General features: G+C 67.8%; 23 protein-coding genes, 1 tRNA gene and 1 pseudogene. 13 read left to right on the forward strand and 12 right to left on the reverse strand.

What is annotated here, in order from left to right; all coding sequences use genetic code 11:
- Positions 1–50 precede the first annotated feature (50 nt).
- On the reverse strand, positions 51–1,070 hold the full coding sequence (locus ACN2C7_RS01490) for a glycosyltransferase family 2 protein (protein ID WP_419319425.1): 1,020 nt from the start codon (positions 1,068–1,070) through the stop codon (positions 51–53).
- Between the two features lie 33 nt (positions 1,071–1,103).
- On the opposite strand from ACN2C7_RS01490, the gene rfbC reads away from it, so the two are divergent.
- The 3 genes from rfbC to ACN2C7_RS01505 all read left to right on the forward strand — a co-directional run bounded on the left by rfbC (position 1,104) and on the right by ACN2C7_RS01505 (position 4,012).
- The gene (gene rfbC, locus ACN2C7_RS01495) at positions 1,104–1,667 is read left to right on the forward strand and encodes a dTDP-4-dehydrorhamnose 3,5-epimerase (RefSeq protein ID WP_419319426.1); all 564 of its coding nucleotides are present in this window, start codon (positions 1,104–1,106) and stop codon (positions 1,665–1,667) included.
- A gap of 147 nt (positions 1,668–1,814) precedes the next feature.
- Positions 1,815–2,714 carry an alpha/beta fold hydrolase gene (locus ACN2C7_RS01500; RefSeq protein ID WP_419319427.1) on the forward strand — a complete coding sequence of 300 codons (900 nt, stop codon included), beginning with the start codon at positions 1,815–1,817 and terminating at the stop codon, positions 2,712–2,714.
- Between the two features lie 95 nt (positions 2,715–2,809).
- The gene (locus tag ACN2C7_RS01505) at positions 2,810–4,012 is read left to right on the forward strand and encodes a threonine ammonia-lyase (protein ID WP_419319428.1); all 1,203 of its coding nucleotides are present in this window, start codon (positions 2,810–2,812) and stop codon (positions 4,010–4,012) included.
- Between the two features lie 229 nt (positions 4,013–4,241).
- Here the strand turns inward: ACN2C7_RS01505 and ACN2C7_RS01510 are convergent, their stop codons facing one another.
- Positions 4,242–4,739: an FKBP-type peptidyl-prolyl cis-trans isomerase gene (locus ACN2C7_RS01510; RefSeq protein WP_419319429.1), complete on the reverse strand. Its 498-nt coding sequence runs from the start codon at positions 4,737–4,739 to the stop codon at positions 4,242–4,244.
- Between the two features lie 164 nt (positions 4,740–4,903).
- Here ACN2C7_RS01510 and ACN2C7_RS01515 point away from each other — a divergent pair, with 164 nt between their 5' ends.
- A complete protein-coding gene (locus ACN2C7_RS01515; RefSeq protein ID WP_419319430.1) occupies positions 4,904–5,776 on the forward strand; it encodes a UTP--glucose-1-phosphate uridylyltransferase in 873 nt (290 codons plus the stop codon).
- Between the two features lie 73 nt (positions 5,777–5,849).
- Here the strand turns inward: ACN2C7_RS01515 and queG are convergent, their stop codons facing one another.
- From queG to ACN2C7_RS01540, 5 genes are all read right to left on the reverse strand, one after another.
- Complete coding sequence (gene queG, locus ACN2C7_RS01520; RefSeq protein WP_419319431.1) at positions 5,850–7,013, reverse strand: tRNA epoxyqueuosine(34) reductase QueG; 1,164 nt, start codon at positions 7,011–7,013, stop codon at positions 5,850–5,852.
- On the reverse strand, positions 6,994–7,680 hold the full coding sequence (locus ACN2C7_RS01525; RefSeq protein ID WP_419319432.1) for a glutathione S-transferase family protein: 687 nt from the start codon (positions 7,678–7,680) through the stop codon (positions 6,994–6,996). Before ACN2C7_RS01525 ends, queG begins: the two co-directional genes overlap by 20 nt.
- A 120-nt stretch (positions 7,681–7,800) precedes the next feature.
- Positions 7,801–9,258, reverse strand: coding sequence for a D-glycero-beta-D-manno-heptose-7-phosphate kinase (gene rfaE1 / locus ACN2C7_RS01530; RefSeq protein ID WP_419319433.1), 1,458 nt, complete (start codon positions 9,256–9,258; stop codon positions 7,801–7,803).
- 37 nt (positions 9,259–9,295) lie between these two features.
- Positions 9,296–10,225 carry a cation diffusion facilitator family transporter gene (locus tag ACN2C7_RS01535; protein WP_419319434.1) on the reverse strand — a complete coding sequence of 310 codons (930 nt, stop codon included), beginning with the start codon at positions 10,223–10,225 and terminating at the stop codon, positions 9,296–9,298.
- A gap of 73 nt (positions 10,226–10,298) precedes the next feature.
- Positions 10,299–11,396: a citrate synthase/methylcitrate synthase gene (locus ACN2C7_RS01540; protein ID WP_419319435.1), complete on the reverse strand. Its 1,098-nt coding sequence runs from the start codon at positions 11,394–11,396 to the stop codon at positions 10,299–10,301.
- A gap of 76 nt (positions 11,397–11,472) precedes the next feature.
- Here ACN2C7_RS01540 and ACN2C7_RS01545 point away from each other — a divergent pair, with 76 nt between their 5' ends.
- Positions 11,473–12,651 carry a citrate synthase family protein gene (locus ACN2C7_RS01545; RefSeq protein WP_419319436.1) on the forward strand — a complete coding sequence of 393 codons (1,179 nt, stop codon included), beginning with the start codon at positions 11,473–11,475 and terminating at the stop codon, positions 12,649–12,651.
- Between the two features lie 69 nt (positions 12,652–12,720).
- On the opposite strand, the gene ACN2C7_RS01550 is transcribed toward ACN2C7_RS01545, so the two are convergent.
- Positions 12,721–12,870 carry a hypothetical protein gene (locus tag ACN2C7_RS01550; RefSeq protein WP_419319437.1) on the reverse strand — a complete coding sequence of 50 codons (150 nt, stop codon included), beginning with the start codon at positions 12,868–12,870 and terminating at the stop codon, positions 12,721–12,723.
- Positions 12,871–12,935: 65 nt separating this feature from the next.
- The gene (locus tag ACN2C7_RS01555; RefSeq protein WP_419319438.1) at positions 12,936–13,259 is read right to left on the reverse strand and encodes a hypothetical protein; all 324 of its coding nucleotides are present in this window, start codon (positions 13,257–13,259) and stop codon (positions 12,936–12,938) included.
- A 172-nt stretch (positions 13,260–13,431) separates the two neighbouring features.
- On the opposite strand from ACN2C7_RS01555, the pseudogene ACN2C7_RS01560 reads away from it, so the two are divergent.
- A pseudogene (locus tag ACN2C7_RS01560) lies at positions 13,432–13,536 on the forward strand (hypothetical protein); the annotation flags it as partial.
- A gap of 710 nt (positions 13,537–14,246) precedes the next feature.
- Here ACN2C7_RS01560 and gltB read toward each other — a convergent pair.
- Together gltB and ACN2C7_RS01570 are read right to left on the reverse strand one after the other, a co-directional pair.
- The gene (gene gltB / locus ACN2C7_RS01565) at positions 14,247–18,764 is read right to left on the reverse strand and encodes a glutamate synthase large subunit (protein WP_419319439.1); all 4,518 of its coding nucleotides are present in this window, start codon (positions 18,762–18,764) and stop codon (positions 14,247–14,249) included.
- 5 nt (positions 18,765–18,769) lie between these two features.
- Complete coding sequence (locus tag ACN2C7_RS01570; protein WP_419319440.1) at positions 18,770–20,218, reverse strand: NAD(P)-dependent oxidoreductase; 1,449 nt, start codon at positions 20,216–20,218, stop codon at positions 18,770–18,772.
- A gap of 233 nt (positions 20,219–20,451) precedes the next feature.
- Between ACN2C7_RS01570 and ACN2C7_RS01575 the strand changes: the two genes are divergently transcribed.
- Positions 20,452–21,252 (forward strand): undecaprenyl-diphosphate phosphatase, encoded by an 801-nt coding sequence (locus tag ACN2C7_RS01575; RefSeq protein WP_419253278.1) that lies wholly within the window; start codon positions 20,452–20,454, stop codon positions 21,250–21,252.
- 78 nt (positions 21,253–21,330) lie between these two features.
- On the opposite strand, the gene ACN2C7_RS01580 is transcribed toward ACN2C7_RS01575, so the two are convergent.
- Positions 21,331–22,296 carry a complex I NDUFA9 subunit family protein gene (locus ACN2C7_RS01580; protein ID WP_419319441.1) on the reverse strand — a complete coding sequence of 322 codons (966 nt, stop codon included), beginning with the start codon at positions 22,294–22,296 and terminating at the stop codon, positions 21,331–21,333.
- 144 nt (positions 22,297–22,440) lie between these two features.
- Between ACN2C7_RS01580 and ACN2C7_RS01585 the strand changes: the two genes are divergently transcribed.
- The 6 genes from ACN2C7_RS01585 (at position 22,441) to rpoN (ending at position 26,992) form a co-directional block, all read left to right on the forward strand.
- Positions 22,441–22,527, forward strand: a tRNA-Leu gene (locus ACN2C7_RS01585).
- 160 nt (positions 22,528–22,687) lie between these two features.
- Positions 22,688–23,305, forward strand: coding sequence for a ribonuclease D (locus ACN2C7_RS01590; RefSeq protein ID WP_419319442.1), 618 nt, complete (start codon positions 22,688–22,690; stop codon positions 23,303–23,305).
- 20 nt (positions 23,306–23,325) lie between these two features.
- Positions 23,326–23,928, forward strand: a complete 603-nt coding sequence (gene lptC, locus ACN2C7_RS01595) for an LPS export ABC transporter periplasmic protein LptC (protein WP_419319443.1) — start codon at positions 23,326–23,328, stop codon at positions 23,926–23,928.
- A 46-nt stretch (positions 23,929–23,974) separates the two neighbouring features.
- On the forward strand, positions 23,975–24,523 hold the full coding sequence (locus tag ACN2C7_RS01600) for an LptA/OstA family protein (RefSeq protein ID WP_419319444.1): 549 nt from the start codon (positions 23,975–23,977) through the stop codon (positions 24,521–24,523).
- A 16-nt stretch (positions 24,524–24,539) separates the two neighbouring features.
- Complete coding sequence (gene lptB, locus ACN2C7_RS01605; protein WP_419321521.1) at positions 24,540–25,319, forward strand: LPS export ABC transporter ATP-binding protein; 780 nt, start codon at positions 24,540–24,542, stop codon at positions 25,317–25,319.
- Between the two features lie 179 nt (positions 25,320–25,498).
- Positions 25,499–26,992, forward strand: coding sequence for an RNA polymerase factor sigma-54 (gene rpoN, locus ACN2C7_RS01610; protein WP_419319445.1), 1,494 nt, complete (start codon positions 25,499–25,501; stop codon positions 26,990–26,992).

Genomic DNA, 26,992 nt, shown 5'->3' on the forward strand with positions numbered 1-26,992 from the left:
TCAGGCTGAATCTGGGTCCCTGCCTTCGCCGGGAAGAGCGGACTGTGGGGCTAGCGCTGCTTCCGGATCACGAACCGCCGCCCGATGAACGCCGCCGGATCGATCGACATCACCCGCAGGATGGCGCCCGAACCCGCCTTGCGCCGCGCCTGAACCGCTCTGCGGTCGGCCATCACCGCCGTAAAGTCCGCACCCTTAAGCGCCGCCCGAATCCCCCGCACCGCCGGCCCGGCGTCGCCCCGGCGCAAGTGCAGCAGCAGCAGCGCCGCCGTCACCGCCACATGCAACGGCGTGGTCAGCCACAGCAGCAGGGGCGGGGTGTTCTTGAGGAAGGTCCAGACCCGGTTGCGCGAGCCGTGGAAGATGGCGAAGTCCGAGCGCACGCCCGTGCTGGCCGAACCGACATGGGCCACCCGCGCATCCGGCAGCAGCAGGGTCGTCCGCCCGGTCAGGCGCAGGCGATAGCCCAGGTCCACATCCTCGCAGTAGCAGAAGAACCGCTCGTCAAAGCCGCCCAGGTCTTCGAACAGCGCCCGGTCGATCAGCATGGCCGCGCCGCAAGACGAGAACACCTCGCCCTCGCGCAGGTTGGGCGGCAGCCGGCGACCATAGCCGCCCCGGAACGGAATCCCGGCCGAGGTCATGTTGTCGCCGGCCCCGTCCAGCACGGCCGGATCGACGGCCGAGGTCTGCAGCGAGGCGAAGCTCTCGACGCCCGGATGCCGCGCCGCGCCGTCCAGCAGGGCGGCCAGCCAGCCGGGCTCGGGATAGGCGTCGGGATTGAGCAGGGCCAGCCAGCGGCCTTTTGCCTGTGTCACCGCCAGATTGTTGCCGGCCGCGAAGCCCAGATTGGCCCCGGGCTGCAGGAAGCGGATCGCCGGATCCGCCGCGACGGCGGCCTGGGGCGCGCCGTCGGTCGAGGCGTTGTCGACCAGCAGGATCTCGAAATCGGTGAAGGTCTGGGCGGCCAGCCCCGCCAGGCAGCGTTCCAGGGTCGGACCGCTCTCATACGAGACGATGATCACGCTTACAGTCGGCGTGCTCTTGTCATCGGCGGTTCCAGACGGCATCGGTGGCGAACTTGTCCCTGGAGCGTTCTGGTCATGAAAATCACCCCCCTGGCGATTCCCGAGGTCCTGCTTATCACGCCCGCCCGCCATGGCGACGAGCGCGGCTGGTTTTCCGAGACCTTCCGTCAGTCGGCCCTGGAGGAGGCCGGCTTCACCCGCCCCTTCGTGCAGGACAACCATGTGCGCTCGACCACGCGCGGCATCCAGCGCGGCCTGCACTATCAGAAGCCGCCCCACGCTCAGGACAAGCTGCTGCGCTGCGTGGTCGGATCGATCTTCGATGTGGCCGTGGATATCCGCAAAGGCTCGCCGACCTATGGCCAGTGGGTGGGCGCCGAGCTGTCGGCCGAAAACCGCCAGCAACTGCTGGTGCCCCAGGGCTTCGCCCACGGCTACTGCACCCTGACCGACGACTGCGAGGTGCTCTACAAGTGCACTGACTACTACACCCCTGCGGCCGAGGGCGCGGTGCGCTGGAACGACCCGGCCATCGGTATCGACTGGACGATCCCCAATGCGCAGATCGGCGCCAATGCGCGGGATGAAGCGGCGCCATTGCTCAGCGAGATCGATTCGCCGTTCGTGTACGGGGGCTAACTCAAAAGCCCGCTCTCCCCGGCGAAGGCCGGGGTCCAGATCCATCCGGACGGGTTTGGGTGTTCGCGCCATCGGCTTTCGCCAATCCCGCATCGCGTGCGGGTTCGATCTGGACCCCGGCCTTCGCCGGGGAGAGCGGAGAAAAAGGTGATCTTCACCGACCTCTTCTGGACCTCCGGCGAAGGCCTGCCGCTGCACGCCCGCGACTATGCGCCGGTCGGTGAGACCACCGGCCTGCCGGTGATCTGCATCCACGGCCTGACCCGCAACGCCCGCGACTTCGAGGATCTGGCCCCCCTGATCGCCGCCACGGGCCGCCGCGTTCTGGCCGTCGACGTGCGCGGGCGAGGCCTGTCGGCCTGGGATCCGCAGCCGCTGAATTATCACCCCGGGACCTATGCCGGCGACATCGTGGCCCTGCTGGCCGCCACCGGCATCGAGCGGGCGGTGTTCGTGGGCACCAGCATGGGCGGCCTGATCACCATGGTTCTGGCCTCGTTCAAGCCGGAAGCCATCGCGGCGGTGGTGCTCAACGATGTCGGTCCCGAACTGTCGCCGGTCGGCCTGACCCGCATTGCCGCCTATGCCGGCGGGGCCAGCCGCTTCGAGACCTGGCCCGAGGCTGTCGACTACGTCCGTCGCATCAACCAGGCGGCCTTCCCGGCCTATGGCGAAGCCGACTGGGATCGCTTCGCGCGCCGGGTCTTCGACGAGAAGGACGGCGGCTTCGTCCTGGCCTGCGATCCGGACATCTCCGCCCCGATCAAGGCGGCTGCGGCGGCCGCGAAGGACTCTGCTGACAAGACCGGCGCTTCGGCCCTGGCCCCGGACATGTATCCGTTGTTCCGCGCCCTGACCAAGGACCGCCCGGTGCTGCTGGTGCGCGGCGGCATTTCCGACCTGATCGACCCGCCGATCGTGGAACGAATGTGCGCCGCCGCGCCCGACATGGCGGTGGTCGAGGTCCCCGGCGTCGGTCACGCGCCAATGCTCACCGAACCACAAGCCTGGACGGCCATCGCCGATCTGCTGGATCGGGCGCCCTGAGGCGCGGCAAGGCGTGCGGAGCCCGGGTCGACTGTGCTAGACGCGCCCGGACGCTCCCCGCCCAAGTGATTGTTCCGCGTCCAGACAGGTAGCCCATGACTCTCGACCTCGCCGCCATCCAGGCCGCCGCCGGCCGCCTCAAGGGCCATATCGAGCGCACCCCGTGCCGCTATTCCAAGACCCTGTCGAAGATTACCGGCGCCGAGGTGTGGGTGAAGTTCGAGAACCTGCAGTTCACGGCCGCCTACAAGGAGCGCGGCGCGCTCAACAAGCTGATGCTGCTGTCCGACGCCCAGAAGGCCAAGGGCGTCATCGCCGCCAGCGCCGGCAACCATGCCCAAGGCCTAGCCTATCACGGCGCCCGGCTGGGCGTGCCGGTGACCATCGTCATGCCCAAGACCACGCCCTTCGTGAAGGTGCAGCACACCCGCGACTTCGGCGCCACGGTGATCATCGAGGGCGAAAGCTATGACGACGCCAACGCCCACGCCCTGCGCCTGCGCGAAGAGCAGGGCCTGACCTTCGTCCACCCGTTCGACGACTACGACATCATGGCTGGCCAGGGCACTATCGCCCTGGAGATGCTGGAAGACGCGCCGGATCTCGAGATCCTGCCCGTGCCGATCGGCGGCGGCGGCCTGATCAGCGGCGTGGCCACGGCGGCCAAGGCGCTGAAGCCCGACATCCGCATCATCGGCTGCGAGCCGGCCATGTATCCGTCCTTCACCGCCAAGATGCGCGGCATCACCGCCCATTGCGGCGGCCAGACCATTGCTGAGGGCGTGGCGGTCAAGACCGTGGGCGAGCTGACCTATGGCGTCGCCCGCCCGCTGATCGACGATGTTCTGCTGCTGGAAGAGCCGCATATCGAGCAGGCCGTGGCGCTGTACTGCAATGTCGAGAAGACCATCGCCGAGGGCGCCGGGGCGGCCTCGCTGGCGGCGCTGCTGGCCTATCCGGAACGCTTCCGGGGCAAGAAGTGCGGCCTGATCCTGTGCGGCGGCAATATCGACACCCGCCTGCTGGCCTCGGTGCTGACCCGAGAACTGGTCCGCGCCCAGCGGCTGGTGTCGCTGCGCATCGTCGGCGACGACCGCCCGGGCCTGCTGTCGACCGTGGCCAATGTGATCGGCGTCATGGGCGCCAATATCATCGAGGTCAATCACAACCGCCTGGCCCTGGACGTGCCGGCCAAGGGCGCGGAATTCGACATCACCATCGAGACCCGCGACGCCCAGCACACCCAGGAGATCATCGACGCCCTGCGCGACAAGGGCTACCCGCCGCGGTCGGTGTAGGGGAGCAAGGTCCTCCCCCTGAAGGGCAGGGCTATCGCTTATGGATAGGCGCCAAAAAGTTTGTCATCCCGGACAAGCCTGGCGAAGCCGGGCGCCGATCCGGGACCGACTTGGAACGCGGCGTTCAGGCGTCGGTCCCGGATCTTCGCGCTGCGCGCTCGTCCGGGATGACAACCGTTTTTGATCATATGCGATAGCCCTCCCCCGCTAGGGGGAGGACTTGCGATCACTACCCCTTCGGCGTCCCCGTCGGCGCGCGCAGCACGTCGATCAGCTCGATCCGGAAGATCATCACGCTGTTGCCGGGGATCGGCCCCTTGTCTTCGGCGCCATAGCCCAGGGCCGGCGGCACATAGAGCATCCACTCGTCGCCGGCCTTCATGCGCTGCAGGGCGATGACCCAGGCCGGCACCAGGCCGTCCAGCGGGAACGAGGCGGGCGCGCCGCGCTCGTAGCTGCTGTCGAAGATCGTGCCGTCGATCAGCTTGCCCTCATAGTGAACCTTCACCTCGTCGGCGCGAGTGGGATGCATGCCGCCGTTCGGGCCCGAGCGGACGATCTTGTACTGCAGGCCCTCGGGCAGGGTGACCACGCCCGGTTCCTTGGCGTTCTTGGCCATGAAGGCGTCGGCGGCCAGCAGATTCTCCGAGGCCTTCTTGTTGCTGCAGCCGGCCAGCGAGACGGCGGCGCCGGCGGTCAGAAGGGTGAGCAGGGTGCGACGATGCATGGAAGCCTCCGAAGACGATTGGCGTTTCAGCTAGCAGGCTCCGCGCGAAGATCAATCTTCCGCCTGCCGGACGATCTTCGCCAGTGATGATTTCACGGAACGGTGGTGGCGTTTCGCCATTTCGCCCCCTAGAAACGGCCATCCAGAGGATTGATGAGGCGCTCATGAAACCCGTCCGCAAGGCTGTTCTTCCCGTCGCCGGTTTTGGCACCCGCGTGCTGCCGGGCACCAAGACGACCCCGAAGGAACTGCTGAACGTCGTGGACCGGCCGATCCTGTCCTATGTGGTGGCCGAGGCCCGCGCGGCGGGCATCGAGCACTTCATCTTCGTCACCGGTCGCGGCAAGGGCGCGATCGAGGACTATTTCGACCATCACGTCGAGCTGGAGGCCGCGTTGGCCGCCAAGGGCAAGACGCAGATGCTGGATGAGCTGCTGGCCGAGCTGCCCAGGCCCGGCGAGATGAGCTTCGTGCGCCAGATGGCCCCGCTGGGCCTGGGCCACGCGGTGTGGTGCGCCCGCGACATCGTCGGCGACGAGCCCTTTGCCGTGCTGCTGCCCGACATGGTCATGCACGCCCAGACCTCGGCCCTGGCCCAGGCCATCGAGGCCTATGACCAGGTCGGCGGCAATATCGTCGTGGTCGAGCCCTGCCCGGCGGGTCAGGCCCACCAGTACGGCATCGTGGCCCTGGACGGCCAGGATGGCCGCCTGAACCGCATGACCGGCATGGTCGAAAAGCCGGCCAAGGGGACTGAGCCCTCCAACCTGTTCATCAGCGGCCGCTACATCCTGCAGCCCGAGATCTTCGATCTGCTGGCCAGCCAGGAGAAGGGCGCCGGCAACGAGATCCAGCTGACGGATTCGATGCTGAAGCTGATGGGGACCCAGGAGTTCCACGCCCTGGAATACGAGGGCATCACCTATGACTGCGGCGACAAGATCGGCCTGCTGCGGGCCAATGTGGCCATGGCCCTGGCGCATCCGGAGCTGGGCTCGGCGGCTCGGGCCGCGATTGAGGATCTGCTGAAGCTTTAAGACTCGCCCCCTCCGCGCTGACGCGCTCCTCCCCCGTAGGGGGAAGATGAAGCGCGCCGACCTCATCTTCCCCCTACGGGGGAGGAGGGACGCGAAGCGGCCCGGAGGGGGCAAGCGTCCGCTCCGCCAAGACGTCGGCATCATCTTCGGAAATAGCCGATAGCAGCGCCATCGCCCTGTCCGGCGCCAGCCGCCGCGCCGCCCAGACCGCCGCGCCGCGCACCACGGGCGCCGGATCGCTCAGCAAGGGCTCGACCACGCCCATCAGCCCGGCATCGCCGCTGTTGCCGATCGCGTAGAGCACATTGCGCACGAAGCGATCCCGCCCGATCCGCTTGACTGGACTCTTGGAAAACAGCGCCCGGAACGCCGGGTCATCCAGCCCCGCCAGCGCCGCCAGCGACGGGCCCTTCAGCGCCTCCCGGGCGTGGAACTTGGCCTCGCTGGAGACCTGGGCGAACTTGTTCCACGGGCAGACCGCCAGGCAGTCGTCGCAGCCATAGATGCGGTTGCCCATGGCGGGCCGGAACTCGGCCGGGATCGGACCGGCCAGCTCGATGGTCAGATAGGAGATGCAGCGCCGGGCATCGAGGCGGTTGGGCTCCGGGAACGCCTGGGTGGGGCAGATGTCCAGGCAGGCCCGGCACGAGCCGCAGTGATCCACCTCGGCCGCGTCGGGCGGCAGGTCCAGCGTCGTCAGCACCGAGCCCAGGAACAGCCACGAGCCGAACGGCCGCGAGACCAGATTGGTGTGCTTGCCCTGCCAGCCCAGCCCGGCCCGCTGGGCCAGGGGCTTTTCCATCAGCGGGGCGGTGTCGACGAAGACCTTCACCTCTTCGCCGAACCGCCGGTGCATCCAGCCGGCCAGCAGTTTCAGCCGCTTCTTGACCACGTCGTGATAGTCGTCGCCCTGGGCGTAGACCGAGATCGCCGCGCGGTCGGGATGCTCCAGGGCCGTCAGCGGATCGTGGTCGGGGCCATAGTTCATGCCCAGCACCACGGCCGACCGGGCGTCGGTCCACATGGCGGTGGGATGGCTGCGGCGCTCCAGGGTCTCTTCCATCCAGCCCATCTCGCCGTGGAAGCCTTCGGCCACGAAGTCGGCCAGCCAGGCGCCGTTGGGCCAGGCGGCGGCCGCGTCTGCGAACCCGCAGGCGTGAAAGCCCAGCCGCAGGGCCTCGGCGCGGATCTCGTCCTTCAGAGGCTGGTTCGGATGACTAGAAGTCGAGGTCGTCATAATGCGCGGCCGGCGCGAGGCCGGGCCAGCGATCGGCCAGGATGGGCCTGAAGCAGGGCCTCGACTTGAGCTTCATGTACCAGGTCTTGGCGGTCGGGAAGTCCTGCCAGGGCACATCGCCGAAATAGTCGATCACCGACAGGTGGGCGGCGGCGGCGAAATCGGCCAGGCTCATGCGGCGGCCGGCCAGCCAGTCGCGGGTCTGCAGCAGACCATCGACATAGCCCATGTGGGCTCGCAGGGCGTCGCGACCGCGACGCAGGGCCGACAGATCGGGCGCGCCCAGCCGCAGCAGGCGCTTTTCCATCTTCTCGTGCAGCAGGAAGCCGTTGACCTCATTGTCGAACTTGCGGTCGAACCACTGCAGCAGGCGGCGGGCCTCGGCGCGCTCGCTGGCGTCGCGACCCAGCAGGGCGGGTTCGGGGTCCTGTTCCTCGATGTGCTCGAGGATAGCCCGCGTCTCGCAGACCACGGTCTTGCGCTCGCTGCGGATCTCGACCAGCACCGGGGTCACGCCCGAAGGGTTCAGGGCCAGAAAGTCAGGCGCGCCTTCCCAATAGCGAACCTGCACCTCGGCGAAGGGCAGGCGCTTTTCACCCAGGGCCAGACGCACCTGTCGCGAGGCGGGGTCCAGGGGGAAATGATGAAGGGTGCGATCGACGCTCATGCCCATTTGCGCTCAGGCTGCATCAGCAGAGCGATGCGCCGGTTTGCTTAACAACCTGTTGCTGAACACTGTTAACCCAAGCAAAGCAGGCCTTTGCGTGGCGTTTTGTCATAGTGAAGCTTAAGCCTTGGCGTTCATTCGGCCGATCAGGGCGGTGGTGCTCTGGCCCTGCTTGAGGTCGGCCAGCAGCACCCGGCCGCCATAGCCCAGCACCACGTCGGAGCCCACCACGGTCTCGACCGTATAGTCGGCGCCCTTGACCAGCACGTCGGGGCGGAAGGCCTGGATCAGGTTCAGCGGGGTGTCTTCGTCGAACAGCACGACCAGATCCACCGACGACAGCGAGGCCAGGACGACGGCGCGGGCGTGCTCCTTCTGAACCGGCCGGGTCGGCCCTTTCAGCTTGGAGACCGAGGCGTCGGTATTGAGCCCCACGATCAGGCGGTCACACGCGGCCCGGGACTGGTCCAGCAGCGACACGTGGCCGGGGTGCAGCAGGTCGAAACAGCCATTGGTGAAGCCCACGGTCTGGCCGCGCGCCCGCCAGCCGGCGACGATCTCCAGGGCGTGGGGCAGGTCGGCGATCTTGACCTCGGCCGGCGCGCCCGCTTCCGAGCGGGCCAGGGCGGTCAGCTCGGCGGCCGTGACCACGTCGGTGCCCAGCTTGGCCACCACCAGGCCGGCGGCGAGATTGGCCAGGCGGGCGGCGTCGGCCAGCGAGGCGCCGGCCGCGACGGCCAGAGCCAGGGTGGCGGCCACGGTGTCGCCGGCGCCGGAAACGTCAAACACCTCGACGGCCGTCGCGGGCAGATGCACGGGCGGCTGGTCGCGCATGCTGAGGGTCATGCCCGCCCCGCCCCGGGTGATCAGGGCCGCGTCCAGGCCCGGCGCCATGGCCAGGATCGCCGCGCCGGCCTCTTCGGAGGCTTCGTCGCTGTCGTCGGTGACGCCGGTGGCCTCGGCGGCTTCCTTGCGGTTGGGCTTGACCAGGGTCGCGCCGTCATAGCGGCCAAGGTTGCGGCTCTTGGGATCGACGATCACCGGCTTGCCGGCGGCGCGGGCGGCGTCGATGGCCTGGCGGGTGACAGCGTCGGTCAGCACGCCCTTGGCGTAGTCCGACAGCACCACCACGTCGGCGGCGGCCAGGCGCTGGCTGAAGGCGGCCAGCAGGGCGGCGGGTTCAGCGGGGCCGCGATCCTCGCGGTCGACCCGCAGCATCTGGTGCGAACCGGAGATGTAGCGGACCTTTTCGGTCGTGCGACGCGCGGGATCGGTGACCAGATGGGCCTCGACCCCCGCCTCGTCGCCCAGCATGGCGGTGAGAGCCCGGCCGGCGTCGTCGTTTCCGATCAGGCCGATCAGCACGGCCCGCCCGCCCAGGGCCGCGACATTGCGGGCCACATTGCCGGCGCCGCCCAGCATGGCCGTCTCGCGCTCGACGGCGATGACCGGCACCGGGGCCTCGGGCGAGATGCGGTCGACGGCGCCGTAGATGAAGCGGTCCAGCATCACATCGCCCAGCACCAGCACGGTCTTGCCGGCGAAGGCGTGGGGCAGTTGGGCCAGGGTGTCGTCCATGAAGCGGCGGCTCGTCTCGAAAAAGATCTGGCGCTTACTAGCCGTGATGGGCTTCGGCGAACAGCCCGCCGTGGGTCTCGGCCTTACCCCGGGGGTCGGGGTGGATGATGATGTCGGCGGCCGGAAAGGCCTCCAGCAGGCGGTTCTCGGCATTGACCATGATGGTGTGGGCCTCGGCCAGCGAGATGCCGGCCTCGAGGTCGGCGTGCATCTGCATGTGGACGTAAGGCCCCGAGGCGCGGGTGCGCAGCTGGTGCACGCCCAGCACGCGCGGATCCTCGGTGGTCAGGGCGACGATGCGCTTGCGGTCCTCGTCGGGCAGTTCGCGGTCCATCAGCTGGCTGGCGGCTTCGCGGAACACGCCGATCGCGCCCCAGATCAGCCACAGGGCGACGATCAGGCCGGCGGCGGCGTCGATCCAGCCGAAGCCGAGGAAGGCGGCCGCGCCGATCCCGACCAGGGCGACGGCGTTGGAGCCCAGATCGGCGGCATAGTGGGCCCGGTCGCCCGAGACGGCGATCGAGCCGGTCGACTTCAGCACCTTCGACTGGGCGATGATCAGGCCCAGGGTCAGGACGATCGAGATCCCCATCACCGCCATGGCCAGCAGGCCCTGCTCGACCGGACGCGGATTGAACATCGCCCGGATGGCTTCCTGGCCGATCAGGGCCCCGGAGGCGAAGACCAGGCCGCCCTGCATCAGGCTGGAAAAGGCCTCGGCCTTGCCGTGCCCGAAGCGGTGCTCGGCGTCCGGCGGCTCGGCCGCGTAGCGCACCGCGAAGAAGGTGATCAGCGAGGCGATCAGGTCCAGGCCCGAGTCCGACAGCGAGGCCAGCATCGCCACCGAGCCGCTGGCCAGCCAGGCCAGGGTCTTGACCACGATCAGCACGGCCGCGACGGCCACCGACAGGGCGGTGACGCGACGGGTCAGGGCCTGGGTTTCAGGCGACAGGGCGGAGAGGGTCATACCGCGTTCTTAACAAGCGGCGGGGCCGGGCCCCAGCGAGAACGACTCGCGCGAGTCGTTCTCGCTTCCGGCGTCAGGCGGCCTGCCGCACGCCCGGCCCCACATAGACCGACTGCGGCCGGATCAGCTTGCCGCCGGCCAGCTGTTCGCGGGCGTGAGCGATCCAGCCGGCCGTGCGGCCCATGGCGAACACGCAGGTGAAGCTGGCCGGCGGCAGGCCCAGGGCCTCCAGCAGCAGGGCGGTGTAGAACTCGACATTGGTGTCCAGCGGCCGGTCGGGCTTGCGCTCGCGCAGGATCTGCAGCGCCGCCTGCTCGACGGCCTCGGCGAAGGCCACGCGGCCGGGCAGGGCCCGGGAGGCGTCCGACAGCTTGCGCACGGCGGCCTTCAGGGCGTCGGCGCGGGGGTCGCGGACGCGATAGATGCGGTGGCCGAACCCCATCAGCCGGTCGCCGCGCGCCAGGGCCTTTTCCAGCCAGGGCCGGGCGTTCTCGGGCGTGCCGATGGCGTCCAGCATGTCGATCACCGGCCCCGGCGCGCCGCCGTGCAGCGGACCTTTCAGGGCCGAGATCCCGCCCAGCACCGCCGAGGTCAGGCCCGCCCGGGTTGAGGCGATCACCCGCGCCGCGAAGGTCGAGGCGTTCAGGCCGTGGTCGCAGACCGTGACCAGATAGGCGTCCAGGGCCCGGGTCTCGGCGTCGCTGGCCGGTTCGCCCCGGGTCATCCGCAGGATGTCGGCGGCATGCGACAGGGCCGGGTCGGGCGCGACGGGGGTCTGGCCAGCGGCGACGCGCAGCACGGCGGGCGTGAAGACGGCCGGCGCGGCCAGCAGCAACAGGGCGGTGGCCAGGTCATCGCCGTCGGGCAGGCGGGCCAGCAGGGCGCGCATGGCCTCGACGGGATCGCGTCTGGCCAGGGCCTCGTCCAGCGCGCCGACCTCGGCGAACACCTTGACCCGGGCCGCGCCGAGGGCGGGCGCGAGATCGGCCGGCATGTCGTCGAAAAAGCCGTCGAACAGCAGGTGCGCCGCCTGCTCGAAGGGGGTGTGGCCGGCCAGGTCCTCGACGGCGTAGCCGCGGATGACCAGACGGCCATGGGCCCCGTCGACGTCGGACAAAACGGTGTGGGCGGCGATCACGCCTTCAAGCCCATGGGCAAGACCTTCGGACATGTTGAGGTCTCCTTTCGGGCGGCAATTCGCGCCCGCCGTGCTTGATCGTCAATCTTGATCAATATAATCAATCTATATGGCGAATGACTGGCTCGACGCGGAACAGGTGCTGGAACGGCTGGGGATCCGGCCCCAGACCCTCTACGCCTATGTCAGCCGGGGCCGGATCGAGGCCGCCGCCCATCCGGATGATCCGCGCCGCAGCCTGTATCGCGCCTCCGACGTGGCGGCCCTGCACGCCCGCAAGGCCCGGGGCCGTCGCGCCGCCGACGTCGCCGCCGAGGCCATCGCCTGGGGCGAGCCGGTGCTGGCCTCGGCGATCACCACGGTGGCGGGCGGCCGGCTCTGGTATCGCGGCCGCGATGCGGCGGTGCTGGCGCAAGATCACACCCTGGAACAGACGGCGCGGCTGCTGCGCGGCGGCCATGGCGCGGCGCTGAAGGCGGCGCGGGCGGGGGATGTCGTGGCCGGCGAAACCGCCCGGGCCCGGCTGTTCAACGCCCTGGCGTTGCGGGCGGGGGCGGAAGCCCCGGCGCGCGGACGGGCGCCGCTGGCCCTGGCCATGGAAGCCGCCAGCCTGCTCGACGCCGTGGTCGATGCGGCGGCGGGCGAGGTGACAGAAGGTCCCGCCCATCAGCGGCTGGCGCGGGCCTGGGGCGTCGATGCGGCGGGGGCGGACCTGCTGCGGATGGCCCTGGTGCTGCTGGCCGATCACGAACTGAACGCCTCGACCTTCGCGGCGCGTGTGGCGGCCTCGACGGGAGCGTCGTTGTCAGCCGCCGCCCTGGCCGGGCTCTGCGCCCTGTCGGGGCCGCTGCACGGCGGCATGGCCGCCCGGGTCGAGGCCTTCGTCGCCGAGGCCGACCGGACGGGCCCCGCCAGGGCCGTGTCGGCGCGCCTGGCGCAGGGATCATCGACGCCGGGCTTTGGACATCCGCTCTATCCGGACGGCGATCCTCGGGCGCGGGCCTTGCTGGCGGCGTTCGAGCCGCCCGCCCGGCTGGCGGATCTGCGGCGGGAGACGGAGGCCGCGACGGGCCAGCTGCCCAACATCGATTTCGCCCTGGTCGGTCTTGCCCGAGCCCTGGCCCTGCCGGCCGACGCGCCCTTCATCCTGTTCGCCGTGGCGCGCACGGCGGGGTGGCTGGCCCATGCGATCGAGCAGGGACAGACCGGGCGGCTGATCCGGCCCCGGGCGCGGTATGTGGGCGAGGCGCTGGTTGCGGGGGCCGGCGGGGGTTCAGGTCGGGCTTGAAGGCGGCGGCGGCGGCGGTGCAGGCTGTTGGCGCGGGAAGCGGGCAGGCTTGAGGTCTGAGAAGGGTGGCTAGCGGACTTTGCGTTTTCTGCTCACGATGATCAGGTGGCCAATCATAGCGATGAAGCAGGCCAAGGCGGCGAGATACTTGGCGTCCCACGGCAGAACCAGCGCCAGAAAGACAGCAGCGAGATTCCAGCCGAGAACGATCTTCCACATATCGATACGCTAACGGTGAGGCTCGACGACGGCAAGGCAAGGTCCGACTAGGGTCGTTTGCGGTCCTAGCCGACGTTCCGCTTACCAAGATACTCGCGCTGTTCGGTAGCTTCTTGTTCGCTGAAAAAATGCTCTTCCGAAAAACCGCCGTCCTCCCACGGGTCGAACCCGTGCCAGTCATTCTTCTGCCTGAAGGCTTCGAAGTTGGACCGGGCTGTGAAGCTATGAATGCAAACAGCGTTCGGCGTCGTTGCGAGCCTGATCTTGTCGCCTTGGGGGTGCACCATGATCATCTGGTTTATCCCCTCGTCGGCGTCGCTCCATATCTCAAAGAGTAGGTCGGCCATCTCGTCCCCCGCCCACAAGCGGACGCCCAGCGTCCCGCTCATCCTTAAATCTCCCGGAGGCTGTAGCGTGCTGGTCTGGAAAGGTCAGTCAAGGCCCGGTCTGCGACCGGCCGCTTCGCGGCGGCCCGGAGGGCCGGCCTTGAGTGACCTTTCCAGACCAGCGATCGTCTCGCCGTGAGATTTAAGGATGGCTCCCTCTCGTGGGCGAGAAGGTATCTTCGACAGCCACACAAATGCTTGTCATCCCGGCCGTAGCGCAGCGGAGCGCCGGGACCCAGGGGCGACCGCACTGCGCCGGCCCCTGGGTCCCGGGTCGGCTACGCCGCCCGGGATGACAAGAGTTTGTTGGGCGCCGATGGGGATAGAGGGCGCTCAATCCCCGTTCTTTCCGGAACAAACCCCAGCCTAATCAAGCCCTTGTAAAAAACTTGATCGCGCCTGTCAGACGCGCCGAAACCGCCCGCATAATCAATCTCACCTGACAGCACGGGAAGGGCGCACGTACGGCGACCGTTGCGGCCGTCAGGGGTGGTCGAGCGGGAAGCGTCCGTCGGCCGTCGTCTGAAGGCCCGATGGGGTCTGGCGGAGCGGAGCGGTCCTTGCGGGGGTCGAACGTGTCGAGGCCGGGCCCGGACCGCCGGGAACTCCCTTTGGCGACGCCCGTACGATGCGCAACAGGCATGGGCTGAAATCGCCCATGCGGTCTGGACGGGGTTAGCCGCCCCTCCACCCGTCGGGGGCCTAACGTCGGAAGCGGGTTAAAACCCCGCGCCCCGAGGGCTCACCGGATAACGGCTGCGCGGAGCGTTCGTCTTCGTCGAAACGGTATTCAACTATCCCATCCTCCGGGCGAGGCCCGGACGCTCCGCGACCCTTCCCACCCACTCGGCGGTTTCCGCGCGAGGCTGCGAAGTCGTGTCCGCCAGACTTGCCCCCTACGGGCTGCTGCGCAGCCGTCTTCCCCCTACGGGGGAGGACGACCTGCGAAGCAGGTCAGGAGGGGGCCAGTCCTCGCGCCCCGGAAAACGCCTAGGCCGCGACCTCTTCCGCCACCAGCGGCTGCGGCAGGCGCGAGACCATCTCCTTGGGGCAAACCTGCCAGAACAGGTCGCGCACCCGGTCCCAGTCGCGCAGCAGGCTCTCGGCGAAGGCCGAGTCGGTCTCGCGGGCATGTTCGGCCACCAGGGACCGCAGCACGCCTTCCCAATAGGGCGAGGCCAGCCGCTGGACGACGATGCTCTCGGGATTGATGTTGGCCTCGAACCGGCCGTGCTGGTCGAGAACAAAGGCCATGCCGCCGGTCATGCCGGCCCCGAAATTGCCGCCCGTCGGGCCCAGGATCACCACCTGGCCGCCGGTCATGTATTCGCAGCCATTGGCGCCGCAACCCTCGACCACCGTGGTGGCGCCCGAGTTGCGGACCGCGAAGCGTTCGCCCGCCTGGCCCGCCGCGAACAGCCGGCCCGAGGTGGCGCCAAACAGCACGGTGTTGCCCAGCAGGGCGTTGCTTTCCGGGGCCGCCAGGGTGCGCGAAGGCTTGATGACGATGGTCGCGCCCGATAGGCCCTTGCCGACATAGTCATTGGCCTCGCCGGTCAGTTCGATGCGCAGGCCCTGGACCGCGAAGGCCCCCAGGCTCTGGCCGGCCGAGCCCTTGAGCTGGACGGTCAGGTGGCCGGCGGGCAGGCCCTTCATGCCGTACTTGCGCACGATATGGCTGGACGTGCGGGCGCCGATCGAGCGCGCGGTGCTGCGGACCGTATAGGTCAGCTGCATCTTCTCGCCGCGTTCCAGCAGGGGCGCGGCGTCGCGGACGATCTGGGCGTCGAGGGTGTCGGGCACCTCATTGCGGCCGACCACGGTGTTGTAGGGCTTGTTCTGGCCGGGGTCGGCGCGAACCAGCAGGGGGTTGAGGTCGAGGTCGTCGAGGTGCTCGCCGCCGCGGCTGACCTGGGCCAGCAGGTCGGTGCGGCCGACGATGTCCTGCAGGGACTTGAAGCCCAGTCCGGCCAGGATCTCGCGGACCTCCTCAGCGATGAAGCTGAACAGGTTGATGACCTTTTCCGGCGTGCCGGTGAACTTGGCGCGCAGGGCCTCGTCCTGGGTGCAGACGCCGACCGGGCAGGTGTTGGAGTGGCACTGGCGCACCATGATGCAGCCCATGGCCACCAGGGAGGCGGTGCCGATGCCGAACTCCTCGGCGCCCAGCATGGCGGCGATGACGATGTCGCGACCGGTGCGCATGCCGCCGTCGGCCCGCAGGACGACCGAGTGGCGCAGGTTGTTCAGCGTCAGCACCTGATTGGCTTCCGACAGGCCCATCTCCCACGGCCCGCCGGCATATTTCACCGAGGTCTGGGACGAGGCGCCGGTGCCGCCGACGCCGCCGGCGACCAGGATCACGTCGGCCTTGGCTTTCGCGACGCCGGCCGCGATGGCGCCGATGCCGGTCATGGCCACCAGCTTGACCGTCACCCGGGCGACCGGGTTGATCTGCTTGAGGTCATAGATCAGCTGGGCCAGGTCCTCGATCGAATAGATATCGTGGTGCGGCGGCGGGCTGATCAGCATGACGCCGGGGGTCGCGTGACGCAGCCGGGCGATCATCTCGGTGACCTTGAAGCCGGGCAGCTGGCCGCCCTCGCCGGGCTTGGCGCCCTGGGCGACCTTGATCTCCAGCTCGACGCACTGGTTGAGATATTCGGCGGTGACGCCAAACCGCCCCGAGGCCACCTGCTTGATGGCGCTGTTGGGGTTGTCGCCGTTGGGCAGGGGCTTGTAGCGGGCGCTGTCCTCGCCGCCCTCGCCCGAGACGGATTTCGCCCCGATGCGGTTCATGGCGATGTTGAGCATGCCGTGGGCTTCGGGGCCCAGGGCGCCGAGGCTCATGCCCGGCGTGACGAAGCGCTTGCGGATCTCGTTGACGCTCTCGACATCGTCGGTCGAGATCGGGTTGCGGTCCGAGCGCCAGTCCAGCAGGTCGCGCAGCTGGATCGGCTTTTGGGTGCGCAGGCCGTTGGACCAGCGGCGATACAGCTCATAGTCGCCGGTGTCGCAGGCGCTCTGCAGGGTATGGATCAGCCGCGCCTCGAAGGCGTGGGCCTCGCCCGACTTGCGCAGCTTGTAGAGGCCGCCGACCGGCAGGGTGACGGCGGCGCTGTCCCAGGCCTTGCGGTGCAGCTCGACCGCCTTGCTCTCGACGCCGGCCAGACCGATGCCGGAGATGCGCGACGGCATGCCGGGGAAGAACTCGGCGGCCAGGGCGCGCGACAGGCCGACGGCTTCGAAGTTGTAGCCGCCGCGATAGGACGAGATGACGCTGATGCCCATCTTGGAGATGATCTTCAGCAGGCCCGCCTCGATGGCGCCCTTGAAGTTCAGGCACACGTCCTTGAGCGACTTGTCGCCGAGCAGGCCGCGCTCCAGGCGATCCTGGAAGCTTTCCTGGGCCAGATAGGCGTTGACCGCCGTGGCGCCCACGCCGACCAGCACCGCGAAATAGTGGGTGTCGAGGCACTCGGCCGAGCGGACGATGATCGAGACATAGGAGCGCAGGCCCTTGCCCACGAGGTGGCTGTGGACGCCGCCGGTGGCCAGGATCATCGGCAGGGCGACCCGGTCCTCGCGGCTGTTCTCGTCTGTCAGCACGATGGCCCCGCAGCCGCGCAGCACGGCGTCCTCGGCCTCGGCCCGGATGCGGTCGAGATTGGCGCGCAGGGCGTCGCCGGCCCGGGCCTCGGGGGCGGGCAGGGGCATGGTGCAGTCGATGACGACGACGTTCTTCTCGCCCAGCAGACCCTGAATGCGCTCGTACATGCCGGTGGTCAGCACCGGGCTCTGCAGCACATAGACATCGGCCTGGGCGGCGTCCTGCGCGAGAATGTTGCCCAGGTTCTTGAACCGGGTCTTCAGGCTCATGACGCCCGTTTCCCGCAGCGGATCGATCGGCGGGTTGGTCACCTGGCTGAAGTTCTGGCGGAAGAAGTGGCTGAGCGGACGGTACTTTTCCGACAGCACGGCCAGCGGGCTGTCGTCGCCCATCGAGCCGACGGCTTCCTTGCCGTCCTCGACCATCGGCGCGAGGATCATCTCCAGGTCTTCGAGGCTGAAGCCGGCGGCGGCCTGACGGCGGGTCAGTTCCTCGCGACCATATTTGCGCGGCTCGGGGCCGGGGCCGATCTCCTTTTCGAGATCGACCATGTTGCCCAGCCATTGCGTATAGGGGTGGCGGCCGGCCAGTTCGTCGATGATCTCGTCTTCGCCATAGAGGCGGCCTTCGAGCAGATCGATGGCGATCATCCGGCCCGGCGCGATGGCCAGCTTGCGGGTGATGCGGCCTTCGGCGACGCCGCACATGCCGGCTTCCGAGCCCATGATGACCAGACCATCGTCGGTATAGGCCACGCGCAGCGGACGCAGGCCCGAGCGGTCCTTGCCGGCCACGACCCAGCGGCCGTCGGTGGCGCACAGGGCGGCCGGACCGTCCCACGGCTCCATGACGGCGTTGCAGTAGCTGTAGAGCGCCTGGTGCGAGTCCGAGAGGCTGGGGCCCGAGGCCTCAGGCACCAGCAGGGCCTTGGCCATCGGCGCGTCGCGGCCGGCGCGGACCAGCACCTCGAAGGTGTTGTCCAGGCTGGCGCTGTCCGAACCACCCGGCTGGATCACCGGCTTCACATCATCCCCGAACTCGCCGAAGGCTTGGGCGGCCATCTTGATCTCGTGGGACTTCATCCAGTTGATGTTGCCCTTGATGGTGTTGATCTCGCCGTTGTGGGCGAGCATCCGGAAGGGCTGGGCCAGACGCCATTCGGGGAAGGTGTTGGTCGAATAGCGCTGGTGGAAGATCGCCACATTGGCGGCGAAGCGCTCGTCCTTGAGGTCGGGATAGAACTCGTCGATCGCCTCGGCCAGGAACATGCCCTTGTAGATCAGCGACTTGGCCGACAGCGAACAGATGTAGAAGCCCGACAGATTCTGGGCGTGGACGCGCTTTTCGATGCGCTTGCGGCACAGGAACAGGGCGCGCTCGAGCGGCTCGCCCTCCAGGCCGGCCGGGGCGGCCAGCATGATCTGCTCGATTTCCGGACGGGTGGCGTTGGCCTTCTCGCCGATCACGGCGGTGTTCACCGGCACCTGGCGCCAGCCATAGATGTAGAAGCCAAAGCGCAGGGCTTCGGCCTCGACGATGGTGCGGCAGGCTTCCTGGGCGCCCAGATCGGTGCGCGGCAGGAAGATCTGGCCCACGGCGATGGACCCGGCCCGCAGGGCGTGGCCGGTGCGGCGCACCTGGTCGGTGAAGAAGTCCTGCGGGACCGACAGCAGGATGCCGGCGCCGTCGCCGGTCTTGCCGTCGGCGTCGACCGCGCCCCGGTGCCACAGGGCCTTCAGGGCCTTGATGGCCAGCTCGACCACTTCGCGGCGCGGCGTGCCGTCGATGGCGCAGACCAGGCCGACGCCGCAGGCGTCGCGCTCGGTGGTCGGGTCATAGGCGTGACCGTCGATCAGGCGCTGGCGGTTGGCCAGATAGTGCTGGATGTCTTGGCTCATGATCTTCACTCCGCCGCGATCAGCGCCGGGGCGCCGACCTTGGACTTCAGATAGCGGTGCATGGCGTCGGCGGCGTCGCGGCCGTCCTTGATCGCCCAGACCACGAGGGAGGCGCCGCGCACGATGTCGCCGGCGGCGAACACGCCGTCCAGATTGGTCATCTGGTTGCGGACATCGGCCTTCACCGTGCCCCAGCGCGTGGTCTTCAGGTCGGGAGCCGCGAACAGCTCGGGCAGGTTCTCAGGCTCGAAGCCCAGGGCCTTGACCACCAGCTGGGCCGGACGATCGAAATCGCCGCCCTCGATCTCTTCCGGCGACTGGCGGCCGGACGCGTCCGGGGCGCCCAGGCGCATGCGGATGGCGCGCACGCCGGTCACCGCTTCGGCGTCGCCCGACAGGGCCCGGGGGGCGGCCAGCCATTCGAAGGTCACGCCTTCTTCCTCGGCATTGGCCACTTCGCGCAGGGAGCCGGGCATGTTGGCCTTGTCGCGGCGATAGAGGCAGGTGACCGAGGTGGCGCCCTGGCGGATGGCGGTGCGCACGCAGTCCATGGCGGTGTCGCCGCCGCCGACCACGACCACGTCCTTGCCCTCGGCGTTCAGCGCCCCGCTCTCGTACTCGGGAACGCTGTCGCCCAGGTCTGTGCGGTTGGAGGCGATCAGATAATCGAGCGCAGGAACCACGCCCTGGCTGCCGGAGCCCGGGACCACCAGGTCGCGGGCGGCGTAGACGCCGGTGGCGATCAGCACGGCGTCGTGCTTTTCGCGCAGGTCTTCCAGCGACGCGTCGCGGCCGACCTCGAAGTTCATCCGAAACTCCACGCCGCCGTCGGCGAGGCGCGAGGTGCGGCGCTGGACGACGTCCTTTTCCAGCTTGAAGCCGGGAATGCCATAGATCAGCAGACCGCCGGCGCGGTCGTGACGGTCATAGACCACGACCTGATGGCCCTGCTCGCGCAGCATCTCGGCGGCGGCCAGGCCCGCGGGCCCCGCGCCGATGATTCCGACCGACTGGCCGGTGGCCGGGCCGGCGACCAGGGGCTTCACCCAGCCCATCTCCCAGGCCTTGTCGGTGAGATAGCGCTCGACCGAGCCGATCGTCACGGTGCCGTGGCCCGATTGCTCTATGACGCAATTGCCTTCGCAGAGACGATCCTGCGGGCAGATTCTACCGCAGACCTCCGGCATCGAGTTTGTGGCCTGCGACAGTTGATAGGCTTCTTCCAGACGACCTTCGGCGGTCATCCGCAGCCAGTCGGGAATGTTGTTTTGCAGGGGGCAATGGGTCTGGCAGAACGGCACGCCACATTGCGAGCAACGCGAGGCCTGCTCGGTGGCTTTCGCATCGATGAAGTCGGCGTAGATCTCGTGGAAGTCGCCAGAACGGTCGTCCGCCGCACGCTTTTCAGGCGTCTTGCGGGCCACCGTGGTGAATTTCAGCATGCGCTCGGCCATGCGACTTCCCTCATCCCGTCTTCGGGAGAAAAATTGCGTATGGCGGCCTCATACGGACTCTTTGGCGCAAGAAGAATGTGGTGGTAAAAATAGTTGACTGTTATATCCGCAGATCGCCGGGGGTCATTGCGATCGTCTCGCAGCGCGCCCCCTTATTAGTCCACTTTGTGGATTAACGCCATGTTTACCCTGTCAGGCGCACGCCGGGGGCCTGCGTTTTTGAGGGACTGCCGATGCCGGATTGGCTGATCGCGATCGTGCTGGGCCTGATCGAAGGGCTTACTGAATTCATTCCTGTGTCTTCCACCGGCCATCTGCTGCTGGTGGGACACTTCCTGGGCTTCCACAGTCCGGGCAACACCTTCCAGGTGCTGATCCAGCTGGGCGCGATCCTGGCCATTACCGGGGTCTATTTCGGGCGACTGTGGGGGCTGCTGACCTCGGCGCCGACCAATCCCGGCTCGCGCCGCTTCATCCTGGGCGTGTTTCTGGCCTTCCTGCCGGCGGTCTTTGTCGGCGTACTGGCCCACGACTTCATCAAGACGGTCCTCTACGAGTCGCCGCTGCTGGTCTGCATCACCCTCATCACCGGCGGCTTCGCCCTGCTGGCGCTGGACCGCATGAAGTTCGAGCCTCAACACACCGACGTGGTCGACTATCCGCTGAAGACGGCCTTTATCATCGGCCTGTTCCAGTGCCTGGCCCTGGTGCCGGGCGTCTCGCGCTCGGGCGCCACCATCGCCGGCGCCCTGCTGCTGAAGTGCGACAAGCGCTCGGCCGCCGAGTTCAGCTTCTTCCTGGCCATGCCGACCATGGCCGGGGCCTTCGCCTATGATCTCTACAAGAACATCGACAAGCTCAGCACCAACGACCTGGGCCTGATCGGCCTTGGCTTCCTGGCGGCCCTGATCTCCGGCGTCTTTGTGGTCAAGACCGTGCTGGACTTCATCACCCGCCACGGCTTTGCGCCGTTCGCCTGGTGGCGGATCGCCGTCGGCGTTGTGGGGCTGGGATTGCTGTACATTCCGCGCTGATCTCGCGGCGGCGTAGGGTCAAAAGAAAAGGGCGGACACTGCGGTGTCCGCCCTCATTCGTTCCGGCCTGGCCAGCGTCTAGAACGCCCCGGCCGGAGTCGGCGCGTACTGTCCGCCCTTGCGATAGCGGTAGAGGTAGGACGGCACGATCGCCTCGATGCTGGTCGGAACGACGCCGGCTTCAGCCAGGCCCGGCAGGCCGCGATCGGCGACATTGTCGCTCTTCAGCATCTCGACCTGGTCGCTGGTGATCGGCGGCGCGATCGGCAGGATGCCGGCCATCACGTCGCCGACCTTGCCCAGCAAGGACGCGGCGAACCACGGAATGGGCAGCAGCAGACGGTCGCGGCCGGTCTCGGTCAGGATCAGCTGCAGGATCTCGCGCATCGTATAGACGCCGGGACCGCCCAGCTCATAGGTCACGCCCTCGGCGGCCGGGCTGCTGGCCGCCTGGGCGATCACGGCGGCCACGTCGCCGACGAACACCGGCTGGAAGCGGGTCTCGCCGCCGACCAGCGGCAGGGCCGGGCTCATGGCGGCCATCTGGCCAAACTTGTTGAAGAAGTTGTCCTCGGGACCAAACACCACCGAGGGACGGACGATCACCGCGCCGGGGTAAACGGCGCGAACGGCCTCTTCGCCCTCGGCCTTGGTCCGAGCGTACTTGGCCTCGGAGTTGGCGTCGGCGCCGATGGCGCTGATCTGCACGAAGCGGCTGACACCGGCCGTCTTGGCGCACTCGGCGATGGTTTTAGCGCCCATCACGTGGACGGCCTGAAATTTCTGACGGCCGGATTCGTAGAGCAGGCCGACCAGATTGACGCAGGCTTCAGCGCCCTCCAGCGCCCGCGTCACCGAGGCGACGTTGCGGACATTGGCCTGGACGACCTCGATCTGGCCGACATCGCCCAGCATGCGCATCTTGTAGGCGAGGTTGGGCTGGCGCACCGCCACACGAACGCGGTGGCCCGCCTTGGCGAGCTGCCGCACGACCTGGCTGCCGACGAAGCCGGAGCCGCCGAACACTGTGACCAGACCTTGCATTTTCAATCCCCGTCGCTTGCGATGACGCGGGGGATAGACGACCGCGAGGGGCTTCGCAACGAAATGCGCGATTTGGCGATTGACGGGGCCAAAAGCTTTCCCTAAACGTCCCGGCCTCGCGGCGATCCACGGATTGCTCTGCGGGCCCAGGTGGCGGAATTGGTAGACGCGCTGGCTTCAGGTGCCAGTGACTGAAAGGTCGTGGAGGTTCGAGTCCTCTCCTGGGCACCACCCCCTACCAACCTTCGAAAGAAGGTCGGGGTGGCGCCGATAGTTCCTAGCGAATAGATATCTCTTTCATCGTGATTATAATGTCGCGCGTACCCCGTTCGGGCGCGCGAGCCTCGGCGACGGCTGTCGTTCAGGCGTGTCGCCGGAGAGCTCTGAAACCTTGACCAATTTTGTTCACGTGGGCGACCTGCCCGACGACGCTTTTGCCGGCGCCACCGCAGTCGCGATCGACTCCGAGACCATGGGCCTGCGGCTGGGACGCGACCCGCTTTGCGTCGTGCAGCTGTCGAGCGGCGACGGCGACGCCCACCTGGTCCAGCTGGATCGCGCCACCTATGACGCGCCCAACCTGAAGCGCCTGCTGACCGATCCAAAGATCCTGAAGCTTTTCCACTTCGGCCGCTTCGATATCGCCATGTTCCTGCTGCATCTGGGCGTGATGACCACGCCCGTCTACTGCACCAAGATCGCCTCCAAGCTGGCCCGCACCTATACCGACCGCCACGGCCTCAAGGACGTGACGCGCGAGCTGATGGCCGTGGAGCTGTCCAAGGCCCAGCAAAGCTCCGACTGGGGCGCGGCGACGCTCAGCCCCGAACAGGTCGCCTATGCGGCGTCCGATGTGCTGCATCTGCATGGTCTGCGCGACAAGCTCAACGCCATGCTGGTTCGCGAGGGCCGCATGGATCTGGCCCAGGCCTGCTTTGACTTCCTGCCCCATCGCGCCGCCCTCGACCTGGCCGGTTGGGAAGACGTCGACATCTTCGCGCACACCTAGGGATGACGGCGGCCGCGACCATGACTGGACGGTCGATCGCCCGGGATCTGGGGCAGTGGCGCCGGCGCTCGCGCCGGGTGCGGCTGATGCGCGTGGTGCTGCCGGCGACGATCGCCGTGATCCTGATCGGCGTAGGCGGCCAGGTCACCTGGCGCTCGATGCGCGCTGCGGCCCGACCGCCCGCCGAGGCCAAGACCCAGATCCGCATGATCGCGCCGCGCTTCTACGGCCAGTCTGGCGATGGTCGCAGTTTCATGATCACCGCGCGTTCGGCTTTGCGCGACGACAACGACATGAAGAACGTGCGACTGGAGTCGCCCACCCTGACCCTCGGCTTCGACGAACCCCAGCCCAGCCGGGTGACGGCCAAGTCAGGGATCTATCGCGAAGACACGATGAAACTGTCCCTGAGCGGGGATGTTCGCATCGACGATGGCTCGGGCTATCGCTTCGCTTCGGAAGAGGCGGTGGTCGACACCAAGACCGGAAATATCAGCGGCGAGACGGCCATGCTGGGTGAAGGTCCGACGGGGCAGGTGAAATCCAACGCCTACACCGTATATGACAAGGGTGACCGGGTCGTTTTCAGGGGTGGGGTTCGCACCCGGCTCGAACGGAAGTAAGTAGAGGCGCGCGGCATGGCCGTGCTTCGCAGATAAGGACTCTGACTTGATCCAGCGTTGGATGGCAGCGGCGGCGGCGACCGCACTGATCCTGGCGAGCGGCTCGGCCTTCGCCCAGAGCATCAACGACTCCAGCGCGCCCGTGGATATTTCCGCGGACGAGCAGGAGAACATCAACAGCCAGTGCCGCACGATCTTCCGTGGCAATGTCGAGATGCTGCAGGACAAGAGCCGGCTGCGGGCCAGCGTGGTCAACGCCTATTCGACCCGCAAGCCCGGCGCCCAGGCCGGCTCGAACGCCTGCGGCGATGTCGATCACGTGGAAGCCGAAGGCGACGTCTATTTCGTCAACCAGGACCAGACGGTCCGGGGTGACCGCGCCGTGTTCACCTATTCCAACGACACCATCGTCATCACCGGCAATGTCATCGTCGTGCGCGGCCAGGACGTGGCGCGCGGCGACCGTATGACGGTCAACACCAAGACCAACGATGTGAAGCTGGAATCCAACGCCAAGGGACGGGGCAAGACCGGGCGCGTGCGCTCGGTGATCTATCCCGAAAAGTCCCAGACCCCGGCTTCGGCCAACCGCTAGGCTCGTTCGAATGAAGATGACGCCCCTTGGCGGTTCCGATCGCCCTGAAGCCGCCGCTCGCCCGGAGGCAAACGGCCTGTTCGTTGACGCCATCGGCAAGTCGTTCGGCGACCGCCCGGTGGTCAAGAGCGTCTCCCTGCGCCTGCAGCGCGGCGAGGTCGTCGGCCTGCTGGGCCCCAACGGCGCGGGCAAGACCACCTGCTTCTACATGATCACTGGCCTGATCGCCGCCGACTACGGCTCGATCTATCTGGACGGCGAGGACATCACCGCCCAGCCGATGTTCCAGCGCGCACGTCTGGGCGTCGGCTATCTGCCGCAGGAAGCCTCGATCTTCCGGGGCATGACGGTCGAGCAGAACGTCATGGCCGTGGTCGAGATGCGCGAGAGGAACCAGCGCGCCGCCGCAGAGACCGTGACCAACATTCTCGAGGAACTGCGGATCACCCATATCCGCAAGTCGCCGGCCGTGGCCCTGTCGGGCGGCGAGCGGCGCCGGGTGGAAATCGCCCGAGCCCTGGCCAGCGAGCCGTCGTTCATGCTGCTGGATGAACCCTTTGCCGGCATCGATCCTCTGGCCATCGCCGACATCCGCGAGGTCATCTGCTATCTGAAGAAGCGCGGCATCGGCATTCTGATCACCGACCACAATGTCCGCGAGACGCTGGATATCATCGATCGCGCGTCAATCATTCACGCCGGTGAAGTGCTGTTCGAGGGCTCCCCAAAGGAAATCATCGAGGATCCGGAAGTCCGCCGCGTTTATCTGGGCAATCATTTCGCCGAACGCGTCTAGGAAATAATCCTTATTGCAAAATGACTTATCCCGCGCGGCCCTCCGGCTTCGCGGGATTTTCATTGTTGGGCGACGGGACTGAAAGTCGCACCGGCCCGAATATTGCAGGCGTTGGCGCCCCGTTAACCTAGTTGCCCTTCAATGGGGATCGAACATTTCGATTTGCCCAGGAGGGCGCAGTGGCTCTCGGCCATCGACTGGAACTGCGGCAAGGCCAGGGCCTCGTCATCACCCCGCAACTGCAGCAGGCGATCAAGCTGCTGCAGCTGTCGAACATCGAGCTCGACGCCTTCGTCGAGGCCGAGCTGGAACGCAATCCGCTCCTGCAGCGCGATGAGGGCGAAAGCGAAGCCGCGCCCGAAATCGACCGCGAGCCGGCGGCCAGCGACCTGGGCGTCGACATCGTGGCCGAAGGCTCGGCCAATTCGGAAATGGACGCCACGCCCGACGATGTCTCGCCCGGCGAGCGCGCCTCGGGCGACGGCGAGCAGGCCCAGGAGGCCGGCGGCCAGATCGACTGGTCGCGAGCCGGCGGCGGCGGCTCCTTTGAGCACGACGGCGACTATGAAGGCGCCCTGACGGCCGTACCCACCCTGTCGGAACATCTGCAGGGCCAACTGGTCCAGGCGGGCCTGTCGGCAGCCGAGCAGCTGGTGGCCAATGTTCTGATCGACGGCGTCGACGAGGGCGGTTATCTGCGCCTGGACCTGGCCGAAACCGCCGAGCGTCTGGGCTGCGCCGAGGCGATGGTCGAGCGCGTCCTGACCGTGCTCCAGGGCTTTGAGCCCACCGGGGTCTTCGCCCGCGACGTGCGCGAGTGCCTGGCCCTGCAGTTGAAGGACCAGAACCGCTACGACCCGGCCATGGCCGCCCTGCTCGACAATCTCGACATGCTGGCTCGCCGCGACATGAACGGCCTGCGCAAGATGTGCGGTGTCGACGAGGAAGATCTGCGCGAGATGATCGCCGAGATCCGCGCCCTGACCCCACGTCCGGGCGCGGCCTATGCCAGTGAGACCGCCGAGACCCTGGTGCCTGACGTCCATGTCCGCGAGGGTCTGGGCGGCATGTGGCATGTGGAACTCAACACCGACACCCTGCCCCGGGTGCTGGTCGACCAGCGCTATCACGCCCGGGTTTCCAAGGGCGCGCGCACCGATCAGGAAAAGACCTTCGTCTCCGACTGCATGGCCACCGCCAACTGGCTGGTGAAGAGCCTCGACCAGCGGGCCAAGACCATCCTGAAAGTTTCCAGCGAGATCGTCCGCCAGCAGGACGGCTTCCTGGCCTTCGGCGTCGAGCATCTGCGACCCCTGAACCTGAAAACCGTCGCCGACGCCATCGGCATGCACGAAAGCACGGTCAGCCGGGTCACTTCCAACAAGTACATCGCCACCCCGCGCGGGGTGTTCGAGCTGAAGTTCTTCTTCACCTCGGCCATCCAGTCGTCCGAGGGCGGCGAGGCCCATTCGGCCGCCAGTGTCCGTCACAAGATCAAGGGTCTGGTCGAGGCCGAGAAGGCCGAGAAGGATGTCCACTCCGACGACGCCATCGTCGAGATCCTGAAAACGGCCGGGGTCGACATCGCCCGGCGCACGGTGGCTAAGTATCGCGAAGCGATGCGCATTCCCTCATCGGTCGAGCGCCGCCGCCTGATCAAGGAAACGAACTGA

It is taken from the genome of Caulobacter sp. ErkDOM-E (assembly GCF_048541895.1).
Taxonomy (GTDB): Bacteria; Pseudomonadota; Alphaproteobacteria; order Caulobacterales; family Caulobacteraceae; genus Caulobacter.

Coding starts and splice junctions, on each gene's coding strand:
- ACN2C7_RS01490 (WP_419319425.1), bottom strand. CDS start 1,070: ATGCCGTCTGGAACCGCCGATGACAAGAGCACGCCGACTGTAAGCGTG.
- rfbC (WP_419319426.1), top strand. CDS start 1,104: ATGAAAATCACCCCCCTGGCGATTCCCGAGGTCCTGCTTATCACGCCC.
- ACN2C7_RS01505 (WP_419319428.1), top strand. CDS start 2,810: ATGACTCTCGACCTCGCCGCCATCCAGGCCGCCGCCGGCCGCCTCAAG.
- ACN2C7_RS01510 (WP_419319429.1), bottom strand. CDS start 4,739: ATGCATCGTCGCACCCTGCTCACCCTTCTGACCGCCGGCGCCGCCGTC.
- ACN2C7_RS01515 (WP_419319430.1), top strand. CDS start 4,904: ATGAAACCCGTCCGCAAGGCTGTTCTTCCCGTCGCCGGTTTTGGCACC.
- queG (WP_419319431.1), bottom strand. CDS start 7,013: ATGACGACCTCGACTTCTAGTCATCCGAACCAGCCTCTGAAGGACGAG.
- ACN2C7_RS01525 (WP_419319432.1), bottom strand. CDS start 7,680: ATGAGCGTCGATCGCACCCTTCATCATTTCCCCCTGGACCCCGCCTCG.
- rfaE1 (WP_419319433.1), bottom strand. CDS start 9,258: ATGGACGACACCCTGGCCCAACTGCCCCACGCCTTCGCCGGCAAGACC.
- ACN2C7_RS01535 (WP_419319434.1), bottom strand. CDS start 10,225: ATGACCCTCTCCGCCCTGTCGCCTGAAACCCAGGCCCTGACCCGTCGC.
- ACN2C7_RS01540 (WP_419319435.1), bottom strand. CDS start 11,396: ATGTCCGAAGGTCTTGCCCATGGGCTTGAAGGCGTGATCGCCGCCCAC.
- ACN2C7_RS01545 (WP_419319436.1), top strand. CDS start 11,473: ATGGCGAATGACTGGCTCGACGCGGAACAGGTGCTGGAACGGCTGGGG.
- ACN2C7_RS01550 (WP_419319437.1), bottom strand. CDS start 12,870: ATGTGGAAGATCGTTCTCGGCTGGAATCTCGCTGCTGTCTTTCTGGCG.
- ACN2C7_RS01555 (WP_419319438.1), bottom strand. CDS start 13,259: ATGAGCGGGACGCTGGGCGTCCGCTTGTGGGCGGGGGACGAGATGGCC.
- gltB (WP_419319439.1), bottom strand. CDS start 18,764: ATGAGCCAAGACATCCAGCACTATCTGGCCAACCGCCAGCGCCTGATC.
- ACN2C7_RS01570 (WP_419319440.1), bottom strand. CDS start 20,218: ATGGCCGAGCGCATGCTGAAATTCACCACGGTGGCCCGCAAGACGCCT.
- ACN2C7_RS01575 (WP_419253278.1), top strand. CDS start 20,452: ATGCCGGATTGGCTGATCGCGATCGTGCTGGGCCTGATCGAAGGGCTT.
- ACN2C7_RS01580 (WP_419319441.1), bottom strand. CDS start 22,296: ATGCAAGGTCTGGTCACAGTGTTCGGCGGCTCCGGCTTCGTCGGCAGC.
- lptC (WP_419319443.1), top strand. CDS start 23,326: ATGACTGGACGGTCGATCGCCCGGGATCTGGGGCAGTGGCGCCGGCGC.
- lptB (WP_419321521.1), top strand. CDS start 24,540: ATGACGCCCCTTGGCGGTTCCGATCGCCCTGAAGCCGCCGCTCGCCCG.